This is a genomic window from Streptomyces cynarae (assembly GCF_025642135.1).
In the GTDB taxonomy this organism is placed as follows: Bacteria; Actinomycetota; Actinomycetes; order Streptomycetales; family Streptomycetaceae; genus Streptomyces; species Streptomyces cynarae.
This window is the reverse complement of sequence record NZ_CP106793.1, coordinates 5716323-5728939: the sequence shown is the minus strand read 5'-3', so window position 1 is coordinate 5728939 and position 12617 is coordinate 5716323. Positions and strand designations below refer to the sequence as shown.

At 71.2% G+C, this 12617-nt stretch carries 11 protein-coding genes and 1 pseudogene; 3 read left to right on the top strand and 9 right to left on the bottom strand.

From position 1 onward, the window contains the following. Nucleotides 1-9: 9 nt before the first annotated feature. Together N8I84_RS26230 and N8I84_RS26225 are read right to left on the bottom strand one after the other, a co-directional pair. Nucleotides 10-1659: pseudogene (locus tag N8I84_RS26230) on the bottom strand (TerD family protein). Nucleotides 1660-1863: 204 nt separating this feature from the next. Next, nucleotides 1864-2460: a M48 metallopeptidase family protein gene (locus N8I84_RS26225; RefSeq protein ID WP_263231958.1), complete on the bottom strand. Its 597-nt coding sequence runs from the start codon at nucleotides 2458-2460 to the stop codon at nucleotides 1864-1866. A 222-nt stretch (nucleotides 2461-2682) separates the two neighbouring features. On the opposite strand from N8I84_RS26225, the gene N8I84_RS26220 reads away from it, so the two are divergent. Then, nucleotides 2683-3906 carry a ThiF family adenylyltransferase gene (locus N8I84_RS26220; RefSeq protein ID WP_263231956.1) on the top strand — a complete coding sequence of 408 codons (1224 nt, stop codon included), beginning with the start codon at nucleotides 2683-2685 and terminating at the stop codon, nucleotides 3904-3906. Beyond that, nucleotides 3899-5272 (top strand): ABC1 kinase family protein, encoded by a 1374-nt coding sequence (locus N8I84_RS26215; protein ID WP_263231955.1) that lies wholly within the window; start codon nucleotides 3899-3901, stop codon nucleotides 5270-5272. Before N8I84_RS26220 ends, N8I84_RS26215 begins: the two co-directional genes overlap by 8 nt. Before the next feature lie 128 nt (nucleotides 5273-5400). On the opposite strand, the gene N8I84_RS26210 is transcribed toward N8I84_RS26215, so the two are convergent. The 4 genes from N8I84_RS26210 to N8I84_RS26195 all read right to left on the bottom strand — a co-directional run bounded on the left by N8I84_RS26210 (nucleotide 5401) and on the right by N8I84_RS26195 (nucleotide 8984). After that, nucleotides 5401-5724: a hypothetical protein gene (locus N8I84_RS26210; protein ID WP_263231953.1), complete on the bottom strand. Its 324-nt coding sequence runs from the start codon at nucleotides 5722-5724 to the stop codon at nucleotides 5401-5403. Then, complete coding sequence (locus N8I84_RS26205; protein ID WP_019072119.1) at nucleotides 5721-6089, bottom strand: WhiB family transcriptional regulator; 369 nt, start codon at nucleotides 6087-6089, stop codon at nucleotides 5721-5723. The genes N8I84_RS26210 and N8I84_RS26205 overlap by 4 nt, the downstream gene beginning before the upstream one ends. A 174-nt stretch (nucleotides 6090-6263) precedes the next feature. After that, on the bottom strand, nucleotides 6264-6584 hold the full coding sequence (locus N8I84_RS26200; protein WP_200419204.1) for a hypothetical protein: 321 nt from the start codon (nucleotides 6582-6584) through the stop codon (nucleotides 6264-6266). A gap of 165 nt (nucleotides 6585-6749) precedes the next feature. Continuing rightward, the gene (locus N8I84_RS26195; RefSeq protein ID WP_313884287.1) at nucleotides 6750-8984 is read right to left on the bottom strand and encodes an ATP-dependent DNA helicase UvrD2; all 2235 of its coding nucleotides are present in this window, start codon (nucleotides 8982-8984) and stop codon (nucleotides 6750-6752) included. Nucleotides 8985-9195: 211 nt separating this feature from the next. Between N8I84_RS26195 and N8I84_RS26190 the strand changes: the two genes are divergently transcribed. Next, nucleotides 9196-9438 carry a mycoredoxin gene (locus N8I84_RS26190; RefSeq protein ID WP_263231951.1) on the top strand — a complete coding sequence of 81 codons (243 nt, stop codon included), beginning with the start codon at nucleotides 9196-9198 and terminating at the stop codon, nucleotides 9436-9438. Between the two features lie 48 nt (nucleotides 9439-9486). Here the strand turns inward: N8I84_RS26190 and N8I84_RS26185 are convergent, their stop codons facing one another. The 3 genes from N8I84_RS26185 to N8I84_RS26175 all read right to left on the bottom strand — a co-directional run bounded on the left by N8I84_RS26185 (nucleotide 9487) and on the right by N8I84_RS26175 (nucleotide 12612). Continuing rightward, nucleotides 9487-10110, bottom strand: a complete 624-nt coding sequence (locus N8I84_RS26185; protein ID WP_263231949.1) for a class I SAM-dependent methyltransferase — start codon at nucleotides 10108-10110, stop codon at nucleotides 9487-9489. A gap of 4 nt (nucleotides 10111-10114) precedes the next feature. Next, the gene (gene nudC, locus N8I84_RS26180) at nucleotides 10115-11056 is read right to left on the bottom strand and encodes an NAD(+) diphosphatase (RefSeq protein WP_263231947.1); all 942 of its coding nucleotides are present in this window, start codon (nucleotides 11054-11056) and stop codon (nucleotides 10115-10117) included. Between the two features lie 152 nt (nucleotides 11057-11208). Beyond that, nucleotides 11209-12612, bottom strand: coding sequence for a dipeptidase (locus tag N8I84_RS26175; RefSeq protein ID WP_263231945.1), 1404 nt, complete (start codon nucleotides 12610-12612; stop codon nucleotides 11209-11211). Nucleotides 12613-12617 lie beyond the last annotated feature (5 nt).

The following is a 12617-nucleotide window of genomic DNA, read 5'->3' as shown; positions in this document are numbered from 1 at the left end:
CGGGCTCCCTCAGACCTCGTACGGCTGGACGACGACGAAATTGCCGGGCGCGGCGCGGAACTGCAGATTGACGCCCTCACCGGTGTGGCCCGGGTAGGCGTTGCGGCGCATGCGTACCTGGCTGGAGACGATCACCTGGGCGGCGGCCGACCAGGCGACGACGGCGTTGGAGTCCACGAACGTCGTCGGGGTGACGGGCAGCACCACGGGTGCGCCGTGCGTCTTGACGACGATCGTGCCGGTTCCCTGGAACTGCATGGTGAACAGGGCGCCCCCGGGGATGCCGTGCCCCTCGATGCGCCGCACCTCGTACTGGAGGGATTCGTCGAAGGCGAGGACGTTCTCCGCGGAGACACAGATCGCGTCCCCCTGGAGTTCAATCGGGTGCAGATCGGTGGCGTTCTCCGCGAGGAACACCTGTCCCTGGCCCGTGCAGCGCATGAGCTGCATCTCCTGGCCGGTGGCGTTGCCCACGATCCGCCCGGCGAAGCCGGCGCCCTTGTAGCCGAAGTCGACCTTGCCCTGGTAGAGCACCATGCTGCCCTGGCGGGCCAGTACCGGCTGGCCGCCGATGCCGAGGTCCACGCGGACCAGCTTCTTGTTCTGCTGCGTCCAACGCTGCCCGGTGGGCGTCTCCTTGTAGGCCTGCAACGCGGCGGCCACACCGGCGGCCTGCGGAGCGCCCTGGGGAGCGCCGTACGGCGAGGGAGCGCCGGGCGGGGCCGGGTACTGGCCAGGAGCCTGGCCGTACGGCGGCTGCTGTGCGTATCCGGGTGGCGTCGACGCACCCGGCTGCTGTCCGTATCCGGGCGGGGGCCGGGCGGAGCGGGCGGCTGGGCGTGCGGCGCCGGGCCCGGCGGCGGCACGGCTCCGGCGGGAGGCGTGTTCAGGGGCGCGACGATGGTGGGCGCGGCGTGCACGGAGGGCGCGGGCGCGGGGAGTGCGGAGTGGCTCCCTGAGGCGGCGCGTAGCCCTGGGGGGCGGGCTGCGGCATCGGCGCGGGAGCGGGAGCCGGGGGTGCGGGGGTGCGGGCGCCGGGGCAGGAGCGGCCGGGGCGGCGAACGCAGGCGGGGCGAACCCCGGGGCGGCACCGGTCTGCGGCTGCTGCGGGGCGGGCGGCTGCTCCTCCTCCTCGAGGACCTCCCCGCCGAAGTTCTTCAGCAGTGCCTCGAGGCCGCCGTCGAAACCCTGCCCGACCGCGGCGAACCGCCAGACGTCCTTGAGGTAGAAGTCGCCCAGCATGACGGCGCGTTCGGTGGTGAACTCCGAGCCGCTGAAGGGGTAGCGCGCCACTTCCTCGCCGCCCGCGACGATACGCAGGTATCCGGGGCCGATCTGCGACATCTGTCCGGCGCCGTCGATCGTCGCCGTGAAGGACAGCTTGTGGATGTGCGGCGGGATCCTGTCGAGCGTGACCCTGAAGGACTCCGTGTCCCCCGCCTGCGGACCCAGGAGCTGAATGGCCTCCTCCGGCGTCTTCGGCTGGTTGAAGAAGACGAAGTACCGGTCGTCCGAGAGCCGTTCGTCGGCATCCAGGCCGAAGCAACTGATGTCGAACGCCAGTCCGGGTCCGGAGATCTGCACGCCTACGTACAGGTCCGTGCCCGCCGTGAGGTCACTGATCCTGGCCTTGTGGCCGCGTTGGAATTCCCTGGCCATGCGTAACGACCGTCCCCCATCCCGAATGTGCGAGTGCGTCGCGCCAGGCTAACGGCAAACGCACGGAGCGGAGTGAGCCGGTACAGACCCGGTACACAACCGCATCGTCGCGACGACCCTGCAGCTTCTCGGCGCTCTGCGGTGTGGGCGCGGAGTATGGAAGTGACCCGTACGACCGCTGAGGACGGTGTGGACGAGGCGCCTCTACTCCTCGTCCTGCGCCGGCTGGTACGGCAGCCGGTCGGCCGCGACCACCCCTTCCAGATAGCCGCGGGCACGCTCGGTGCGCGGATACGCCTCCAGCAACCGCCAGAAACGCGGGCCATGTCCCGGTACGAGCAGATGTGCGAGCTCGTGCAGCAGGACGTAGTCGATGACGTACTCGGGCATGCCCTGCAGCCGGTGCGACAGACGGATACTGCCCTCGGTCGGGGTGCACGAGCCCCACCGCGTGTTCTGGTTGGTGACCCAGCGGACCGAGGCGGGCCGCGCCCGGCCGTCCAGGTACTGCAGCGACAGCCGCTCCGCGCGCTCGGCCAGATCGGCGTCGCCGATCACCCGGCGGCTCTCCTGGGCGGCCAGCTTGTCGAGCATGACGGTCACCCAGCGCTGCTCCTCCGCCTTGGACATCCGGGCGGGGATGAGCACGACGGTGCGATCACCCTCGCGGTACGCGGACACCGTCCTGCGGCGTCGCGCGCTTCTGCGAACCTCGATCGCGCTCCCCCCCGAGCCGCTCGGCGGCTGGCTGGTCGTGCTGCGCTGTGGCTTTTCGGCACGGTGCGGTGGGTCGGCGGGCACGCCCCGACGTTACCCGTTGCACACGGGGGAAGTCCCGCCTCCGGCACGGTTCCGAGCTGATCCCCACCCCGCGCACTTGATTCGTATGACGAACGCCTCCGCCTGTGGACAACTTTCGGCACGCTCCCGTTGCGTCCAGGCATGCTGGCATGCGTCGGCGGACCGACACATCCGCCGTCATCTGACGACTTACTGACGCATTACGGACTACGGGGGCCGGTCATGCATCCGATGGTGAAGCCCGCGCTGCGGCGCGGCTGGCGCGATCTGAACACCGTCCAGTTCGGGATGGCACCCGCGCACGCGATGGTGTTGGGCCCGGTGGACACCGCGACGGGCAGCTTCCTCACCCTGCTCGACGGCACCCGCGGGCTGCCGCTGCTCCGCGAGGAGGCCCGCCGCATGGGCCTGCCGGACGGACACGTCGACGCGCTCGTGGGCAACCTGTCGGGCGCGGGCCTGCTCGACGACGCCACCGGCGGTGGCCCGCAGGCCGACACCCTCCGCGGCAAGGCGACCGTCCTCGATCGCCTCCGTGCCGATCTGGCATCCCTGTCCCTGGTCACCCGCTCACCCGGCGAGGCCGCCCGGCGTCTGGCCGCCCGCCGCTCCCTCCGCGTCCAGGTCCGCGGTGCGGGCCGTGTGGGCGTCCTCCTCGCCTCGCTCCTCGCGGGCGCCGGCGTCGGCGAGATCGACGTCCGCGACACGGGCTGCGTCGAGCCGTGGGACGTGGCCCCGGGTGGCCTGCCGGCGGACGCGATCGGTGAGCGCAGAGAGGAGGCGGCACGCCGTGCGGTCCGCGCGGCCGCTCCCGACCGGCCCCCGCGACGGGCACACGCCGCGCGCCGCTCTCTCCACGACGACCCGGATCCCGGCTTCTCGCTGGTGATCCTCGCCCCGCGCGACGGCGTCGAAGTGCACGCTCCCGACCCGCTCAGCGCCGAACCGCTGATCGCCTCGGGAACACCCCATCTGTACGCGGGTGTCGCGGAAGGCACGGGCATCGTCGGCCCCTTCGTCCTGCCGGGCGAGACGAGCTGCGCCGGCTGCCTCGACCGGGGGCGCGGCGACCGGGACGAGACCTGGCCACGTCTGGTCGCCCAGTGGCGCTCGGGGCGCCCGCCCCAGGTCCAGGCGTGCGACCTGGCGTTGGCGACCGCCGTCGCGGGAGTCGCCGCCGGGCATGCGCTCGCCTTCCTGGACGGCTCCGAGCCCGCAAGTTCGGGCGCACGCTGGGAGGCGTCCGTGCCCAGGTTCGACTGGCACGCTCGGCCGGTGTGGGCGCATCCCGCATGCGGGTGCGGCGCGGCGGAGAAAGGTAAGGAGGGACACACCTCTAAGGACGAGGATCCGCGCGAGACAATGGCGGAGCAACGGCCGTCGAGGAACCTCTCCCGCAAGGCACACGCGGCACGGCTGTCTGGGACTTGGAGGGCGCATGTCTGATCTTCCCCGGAAGGCGGTCACCCGGACTGCCAAGCTCGCCGCACTCCCGCTCGGCTTCGCCGGGCGGGCGACCTGGGGGCTCGGCAAACGGATCGTCGGCGAGTCCGCGGAGATGGTCGGCCGCGAACTCCAACAGCGCACAGCCGAACAACTGTTCAAGGTGCTGGGTGAGCTCAAGGGCGGCGCCATGAAGTTCGGGCAGGCCCTGTCCGTCTTCGAGTCGGCGCTCCCCGAAGAGGTCGCCGGCCCCTACCGCGCGGCCCTCACCAAGCTTCAGGAGGCGGCCCCGCCGATGCCGACCCGCACGGTGCGCGGGGTGCTCGAGGAGAGGCTCGGCGCGGACTGGCAGGAGCTGTTCCTGGAATTCGAGGACAAGCCGTCGGCGGCGGCCTCGATCGGGCAGGTGCACCGCGGGGTGTGGCACGACGGCCGTGAGGTCGCGGTCAAGGTCCAGTACCCGGGCGCGGGCGACGCCCTGCTCTCCGACCTGAACCAACTCAGCCGTTTCGCCCGTCTGCTGGGCCCTCTGATCCCGGGCATGGACATCAAGCCGCTGATCGCGGAGCTGCGCGACCGGGTTTCGGAGGAGCTGGACTACGGGCTGGAGGCGCAGGCACAGCGGGCCCACGCGGAAGAGTTCGCGGGCGACCCCGACGTCACGGTGCCGGCGGTGGTGCACCAGTGCGAGCAGGTCCTGGTGACCGAGTGGATCGACGGCATACCGCTGTCCGAGGTGATCTCCGACGGCACCCCGGAGCAGCGGAACCGCGCCGGGCAGCTGCTGGCCCGCTTCCTCTTCTCCGGCCCGGCCCGTACGGGCCTGCTCCACGCGGACCCGCATCCGGGCAACTTCCGTCTCCTGCCCGGCCCCCGCCGCGGTGACGGGGAGGACGGCTGGCGCCTCGGCGTCCTCGACTTCGGCACGGTCGACCGCCTGCCGGGCGGCCTGCCCACCCCGATCGGGCACTCCCTGCGCATGACCCTGGAAGGCGACGCCCAGTCGGTCTACGAACTGCTCTGCGAGGAGGGCTTCGTCAAGGAGTCCATCGCACTCGACCCCGCCGCGGTCCTCGACTACCTCCTCCCGATCATCGAACCGGCGCAGGCGGACGAATTCACCTTCACCCGCGGCTGGATGCGCAGCCAGGCGGCCCGTATCGCCGACCCGCGCTCACCCGCCCACCAGCTGGGCAAGCAGCTCAACCTTCCTCCGGCCTACCTCCTCATCCACCGGGTGACCCTGAGCACGATCGGCGTGCTGTGCCAGCTGGGCGCGACGGTCCGCCTGCGTGACGAACTGGAGGAGTGGCTGCCGGGCTTCCTGCCGGAGGAGGCAACGGAGGAGGAGCCGGCGGCGGAGGCCTGACCGGCCCGGGCCCGCGCCGGGCCGGGCTGCCCCCGGGTACCGATACGGCCCGGATCTCCCAACGCGCCGCAGGGGCCGACCCCTCGGGCCAGCCCCTGCGTGGTTCTCCTGGTGCCGACGGCGGTCGGCTACTGCATCACGGCCATGGCGAGCGCTCGGCGGGCGCGCAGCGAGGCGCGCTCGGCCCGGCGCTGCATCCGACGGGCCACCGCCAGACGCACCGCCTGGCGTTCCCGCTCGGCCTCCTGCAGCCGCTCGTGCATATGCGCACGAGCCAGGGCTTCTGGGATGAGTTGCATCTCTCGGGTCCTGTTCTGACGCGAGTCGTTCGCGCCGGTGGTGGTGACGTCTGGGATCGCGGAGCCCATGGGCTCACTCGTGGACGGCTTCATCGGGGCCTGCTTCTTGGGGTCGTGCGTGAGGGGGCGGTCGATCGTTCCTGCGGTGTTCATGCCGTGACCGGGTTCTTGCGCGGGCGGCCACGCGGCCGCTTCCGGGCGACGACGACACCCTGGACGAAGAGCTCGCCACCCCAGACGCCCCAGGGCTCACGCCGCTCCTTGGCGCCGGCGAGGCAGGCCTCGATCAGCGGGCAGGTACGGCAGAGAGACTTGGCGTACTCGACGTCGGCCGGCGACTCGGCGAAGAAGACCTCGGGGTCGTACGAGCGGCACGGGACGGGTACGCCGAGGTTCTCGATGGCGTCGTCGAGCGCGGTCAGCGCGGTGAGCGGGGTCAAGGTGGAGTCCTCCGTGAGGCCGGGCGGGGGGATCGTTTCGGAAGGCGGTACGGACGGGGCGTGCGCTTCGAGTTGCACGGTTCGTCTTCCTCGTCTGGTCGTTCCGGTCCGATCGGACCGGGTGGCGGCTGGTACCGGGTCTTTTCTTGTCCCGAGGCCCCTTCGCTCTGCCGTCCCCGTTCGGGGAAAACAGAAGGGCCGCGGATCCCGGATGGGGTTCCGCGGCCCTGAAGGCGCCGGCCTGATCATCGATCAGGCTGGATCACTCCAGGGTTCTGGCCCACGGAAGGCCCACATCAGGTGGTGCTGCGTCGTCTGCTTCCGGAATCCGGCACCGGCCGCCGCAAAGGCATAGGCCTGGGCCTGTGCCACTACTGCTTCCAGTGCCTTGGTCGGTCGCTCATTGCGCTCGCGGATGGGAAGAACCGCGAGAGACAGGGAGGACGCCGGACGCACGGCACGAATGCCGGACAGACCGGTGCCCAGGTCGGAGGCGCCGAGCATGCACGTGGAGACGACCGAGCGATCGGTCAGTTTGGCGGTGCTGGTGGAGCTGGTGTTGATGCTGATCACTTCAATCGCCTCCTCTCGGCGTCTCGGGGGACTGGGGTGAGCCAGTCCGACGGATATGCAAGTAGAACACGGAATCAGGGCCTCCGAGAAGGCCGCTGTCCCCGTGGCTAAGAACCTATGGGGATCGCTGGGGCATGCGCAAACTATTTTTTCGACGAGTTGGTATCAGTCACCGTTGTCCTGTTCCCCGACATCGCGACCTGCGCAGATGGCCAGAACATCGGCTCCGTAGCGGCCCAGTTTGCGCGCTCCGACCCCCGGGACGCGGGCCAGTTCACGTTCATCGGCGGGCACGGCCTCGGCGATCGCGATCAGCGTTCGGTCGGTGAAGACGCAGAAAGCGGGCTGCCCACTGCGCTGCGCCTGCACCGCCCGCCACTCACGCAGCCGTTCGTACAGGCCCTCGTCCATGTCGGAGGGGCAGTCGTCACAGCGCATCAGCTTCATCTCCCCCGCGTCGGACAGCGTGCGCCCGCAGACCCGGCAGCGGGCCGGAGTTCTGCTGGTACGGCGCGGGGTGAGGGCAGTGGCGGCCGCGCTGAAGGCGCTGACGCCCCGTTCGATGCCTCCGGTGCCCCCGGTGGAGGTACGGCCGGTGGTGGCGGAGGAGCCGGGACGCAGTCCGTCGAGGAAGCGGCTCGGCCGTCGGACCGGGCGGCCACCCGGTGAGCGGGACAGGGACCAGGAGACGTGCAGGCGTTCCCTCGCCCGGGTGACGCCGACGTAGAGGAGGCGGCGCTCCTCCTCGATCTGCTCGTCGGTCCTCGCGTAGGTGATGGGCATCATGCCCTCGGCGACTCCGACGACGAAGACGGCGTCCCACTCCAGCCCCTTGGCGGAGTGCAGGGAGGCGAGGGTGACGCCCTGCACGGTCGGGGCGTGCTGGGCGTTCGCCCGCTCGTCGAGTTCCGCCACCAGGTCGCCGAGGGTGGCGTCGGGTTTGGCCGCGGCGAAGTCCTGGGCCAGATTCACGAGCGCGGCCAGCGACTCCCACCGCTCTCTGACGGCTCCGGAGCCCGCGGGCGGCACGGAAGTCCACCCTTCGCCCGCAAGGACGGCACGCACCTGGGAGGGCAGGTCGACGACGTCGTCGAGGAGGGAGTCGTTCGCGCCGAAGCGGGCGGCGCCGCGCAGGGCGACGCCTGCCTTGCGCACCTCGGGGCGGTCGAAGAACCGTTCGGCGCCGCGGAGCTGATAGGGCACTCCGGCGTCCGCGAGGGCTTGTTCGTAGATCTCGGACTGGGAGTTGGTGCGGAACAGGATGGCGATCTCGGACGCGGGCACACCGTCGGCGAGCAGGTCGCGGATGCGGTGGGCGGCACCCTCCGCCTCGGCGGGCTCGTCGGCGTACTCGGTGTAGACGGGTTCGGGGCCGGGGTCGCGCTGCGAGACCAGTTCGAGGCGGTGCTCGGCGGCGCGGCCCCGGGCCTGGGCGAGCAGGCCGTTGGCGAGATGGACGACCTGCGGGGTGGAGCGGTAGTCCCGGACCAGCTTGACGACCGTGGCTCCTGGGTGGCGGATACGGAAGTCGAGCAGGTGGTCGGGCGTGGCGCCGGTGAAGGAGTAGATCGTCTGGCTGGCGTCGCCGACCACGCACAGGTTGTCGCGGTCACCGAGCCACAACTCCAGCAGACGCTGCTGCAGGGGGCTCACGTCCTGGTACTCGTCGACGACGAAGTGCTGGTACTGGGCACGGACCTCCTCCGCGATGTCGTGCCGGTCCTGGAGGATGCCGACGGTGAGGAGGAGGACGTCCTCGAAGTCGATGACGCCGCGCTCTCGCTTGAGGTCTTCGTAGGCGGCGTAGAGCTGGGCGATCTCGGCGGGGTCGCGGGGCGCTTCGCGGCCGGTCTTGGCGGCCGCGGCGGCGTAGTCGGCGGGGACGGTCTGGGTGACCTTGGACCATTCGATCTCGGCCGTCACGTCCCGTAGCTCGTTGCGGTCGAGGCGGATGCGACAGGCGGCGGCCGCGTCCGCGACGATCTGGACCTTGCGGTCGACGATCTTCGGGAGCCTGCCGCCGATCGCTTTCGGCCAGAAGTACTGGAGCTGGCGCAGGGCGGCGGAGTGGAAGGTGCGGGCCTGGACACCGGCGGCACCGAGCTGGCGGAGACGCCCGCGCATCTCGCCCGCGGCACGGTTGGTGAACGTGACAGCGAGCACGCTGGAGGGCTGGAGGATGCCGGCCCGGACTCCGTAGGCGATGCGGTGGGTGATGGCCCGCGTCTTGCCGGTACCGGCACCGGCCAGCACGCACACCGGGCCGTGCAGGGCGGTCGCCACCTCGCGCTGCTCGGGGTCGAGCCCCTCGAGCACGGCGTCGGCCCCGCTCGGCGGAGCCGAGTACGGGGAACTGCCGGGAATCCCGGAGAAGAGGGTGGAATGCCTTGCTGCTGTCACCCCGCCATGCTGCCAGGTCGGCAGAGGCGGGTGCGGCGGTTGTCCACAGGAGGACGGTCGCGGTCGTACTGGTACGACCGCGACCACCGTCACACCTAATGACGGCCGTCATGTCGGCGCGGACGTCGGCGCGGGCCGGGAATGGCGGAAGCTTCACGAACGTTGCCTTCTCAGCGACCACGCACCCTAGCCGTAAAGGAGCGCAACCGACATGTCGGGCACTGTGACGATGTACAGCACCTCGTGGTGCGGCTACTGCCGTCGGCTGAAGAGCCAGCTGGACCGTGAGGGCATCGCGTACGACGAGATCAACATCGAGCAGGACCCGGAGTCGGCCGCGTTCGTGGAGAAGGCGAATGGCGGAAACCAGACGGTCCCGACCGTGCTGTTCCCGGACGGCACGACGCTGACCAACCCGTCGCTGGCGCAGGTCAAGCAGAAGGTCGGCGCATAACGGCCGCAGGGTCTCGCCCCCTGCACGGAAGGCGGTTCCTGAGACGACTCAGGAATCGCCTTCTTGTGGTTTGTCCCAGATCAGCGTGTATCGCCACAGGAGCCGGCGTCGGAAGCGGCAACCGGGCAGCAGTTGCCGGGCAGTCTTCCGGACCTGGCCCCAGTGCATGGTCGAGTCCTCGATCGGCATGCCGACCGGGCCGCGCTTGCCTCCGCGCAACAGCGCGTGAAGCCGGCTCGCCGGCACGCCGCAGCCACTGATCACCCAGTCCAGGGACGTCCGGTTGTAGGCCAGCCCGACGATCATCAGTCGGCCGCCGGGCGCCGTGAGCCGCACCAGACGCCCCACCGCCGCCTCGAAGGCCGCGTGGTGGACGACGGCGACCGCGCTGACGAAGTCGTACCCGCCTTCCGGCAGCGAGGCGTCATCGAGGTAGTCCGCTTCGAGGAACGTGACGTTCGGGGGCACGTCCCGGCGCGCCAGCAGGATCATGTCCGGCGAGCGGTCCACGCCCGTGACGGACCCCGCCCTCGACGCGAGCTTCCGGGCGAGCAGCCCGTCGCCGCAGCCCACGTCCAGAGCCGTGCCGCAGTCGTCGGGGACTGCGGCGAGGACCGCCGGGTGGTAGTGGACGTTGTGGTTCCAGTACGGGTCGTTCGTGTGCGCCGGCACCGGGTCAGACGCTCCGGGTCGGCAGGGGCTTGCCGTACCAGAGCTCGATCAGACGGGCCGCGATGGAGATGCCGTACGGCGGCAGGACCTCTCCGGTCTCGAACGCGGAGCGCAGTTCCTCACGGGAGAACCAGCGTGCCTCGTGGATCTCGTCCCCGTCGACGTCGATGTCCGTGGTGACGGCGTGCGCGAGGAAGCCGAGCATCAGGCTGGACGGGAAGGGCCAGGGCTGACTGGCGATGTACTGGACCTCGCCGATGGTGATGCCGACCTCTTCGAACACCTCGCGCCGCACCGACTGCTCGATGGACTCCCCCGGTTCGACGAAGCCGGCGAGGGTCGAGAAGCGGCCCTCGGGCCAGTGCACCTGGCGGCCGAGCAGGATGCGGTCGTCGTCGTCGGTGACCGCCATGATCACAGCCGGGTCGGTGCGCGGGTAGTGCTCGGCGCCGCAGGCGGGGCAGCGGCGAATGTGGCCGGCGGCCGCGATGACCGTGCGCTCGCCGCAGCGTGAGCAGAAGCGGTGCAGGCGCTGCCAGTTCTCCAGCGCGACCGCGTGCACCATCAGGCCCGCGTCGCGTGGCGACAGCAGCAGTCCGGCCTCGCGCAGGCCGGCCGGGCGCGCCGACTGGTCCATACGGCCGGGAAGCGCGTCCTTCTGGAGGGCGAAGTAGCTGACGCCGTCCGCGTCGGTGCCCAGGAAGTACCGGTGGGCCTCGGTGAGCGGTGCCTCGAAGGAGGGGGTCATGACCAGCTCGGTCCGGCCGTCGGGCGTCTCGTCGATGAGGGCCTGGCCCCCGGAGACCACGAAGCAACGCGTGGAGGGGTGGCTCCATGCCGCGGCGAGCCATGCCTCGTCGAGCCGGTGGTGGGCGGCCCGGTCGATGCCGCTCGGCGCGGTGAGCGAGATGGGCCGGTCGGCGGTGTGGTCGGTCCAGGTGGTCACGGGTGCTTCCAACTCCCCCGGTGCAACGGTGGTTTCGGCGGGCGGTTCAGCAAGGCGTAGGTCGGGCGGGGACCGGGTCAGGCGGGCGGGGCGGCCCTTCCAGTGTGCCGCGCCGGGCGGTTCGCCCGGGCGCCCCTGTGCCCCGCTCTTCGTCAGTCGGCATCGTGGCGGTTCTCCCCCAGGTCGTCCCACAGGTATGCGGCGGTTTCGACGCCTTTGAGGAGCAGATCGAGTTCGACCTTCTCGTTCGGGGCGTGCCAGCCGTCGGAGGGGATGGAGATGCCGAGGAACAGGACGGGTACGCCGAGGACCTCCTGGAGGTCGGCGGCGGGTCCGGACCCGCCCTCACGAGTGAAGCGGACGGGCTGCTGGAAGGCGCGGCCCATGGCGCGTACGACGGACTGCAGGGCGGGGTGGTCGAGGGGCGTCAGGCAGGGGCGGGTGGCCGAGCCGAACGTGATCTCGTGCCGGATCCCGGCGGGCAGCGCATCCGCCGCCCAGGCGCGCACCACCTTCTCGATGTGGTCGGGGTCCTGGCCCGCGACCAGCCGGAAGGAGAGCTTGACCATGGCGGAGGACGGAATGATCGTCTTGCTGCCGGGGCCCTGGTAGCCGCCGCCGATGCCGTTGACCTCGGCGGTGGGGCGGGCCCAGATGCGCTCCAGCGTGCTGTGTCCGGCCTCCCCGAACGTGGCGGTCGACCGGGCGGTCCGCAGCCACCGCTCCTCGTCGAAGGGCAGTTCGGCGAAGAGTTCGCGTTCGCGGTCGGTGAGGTCGACGACGCCGTCGTAGAAGCCCGGTATCGCTACGCGGGCGTGCTCGTCGTGCAGGGCGGCGACCAGGCCGGCGGCCGCGGTGGCCGGGTTGGGCACGGCGCCGCCGAAGGACCCGGAGTGGATGTCCTGCTCGGGTCCGTACAGGGTGATCTCGCATTCGGCGAGGCCGCGCATGCCGGTGCAGACGGTGGGAGTGTCCGCGGACCACATGCCGGTGTCGGAGACGATCACCGCGTCGGCGGCGAGCCGGTCGGCGTGCTGTTCGACGAGGGTGCGGAAGTTCGGCGAGCCGGACTCCTCCTCGCCCTCGATCAGCAGCTTCAGGTGGACGGCCGGGGCGGTGCGCCCGGTGGCGGCGAGGTGGGCGCGGACGCCGAGTGTGTGGAAGAACACCTGGCCCTTGTCGTCGGCGGCCCCGCGCGCGTACAGGCGGCCGTCGCGGATCACCGGTTCGAAGGGGTCGCTGTGCCAGCCGTCCTCGCGGGCGGCGGGCTGGACGTCGTGGTGGCCGTAGACGAGGACGGTGGGTGCCTGCGGGTCGTCGGAGGGCCACTCGGCGAAGACTGCGGGGGCTCCGGCAGTCGGCCACACCTCGGCGGTGGGGAAGCCGGTCTCCTGGAGCTTGGCGGCGAGCCAGTCGGCACTGCGACGCACGTCCCCCGCGCGCTCGGGCTGGGCGGACACCGACGGGATGCGCAGCCACTCCGCGAGGTCGTCGAGGAAGGCGGCGCGGTGGCTGTCGATGTACGTGCGGACGGCGCTGTCCGGGGTCTCGCTCATGGTCT

Excerpts from the sequence above, each read along its gene's own strand:
- N8I84_RS26210 (WP_263231953.1), bottom strand. The coding sequence starts at position 5,724 with ATGAACACCGCAGGAACGATCGACCGCCCCCTCACGCACGACCCCAAG.
- N8I84_RS26220 (WP_263231956.1), top strand. The coding sequence starts at position 2,683 with ATGCATCCGATGGTGAAGCCCGCGCTGCGGCGCGGCTGGCGCGATCTG.
- N8I84_RS26190 (WP_263231951.1), top strand. The coding sequence starts at position 9,196 with ATGTCGGGCACTGTGACGATGTACAGCACCTCGTGGTGCGGCTACTGC.
- N8I84_RS26215 (WP_263231955.1), top strand. The coding sequence starts at position 3,899 with ATGTCTGATCTTCCCCGGAAGGCGGTCACCCGGACTGCCAAGCTCGCC.
- N8I84_RS26175 (WP_263231945.1), bottom strand. The coding sequence starts at position 12,612 with ATGAGCGAGACCCCGGACAGCGCCGTCCGCACGTACATCGACAGCCAC.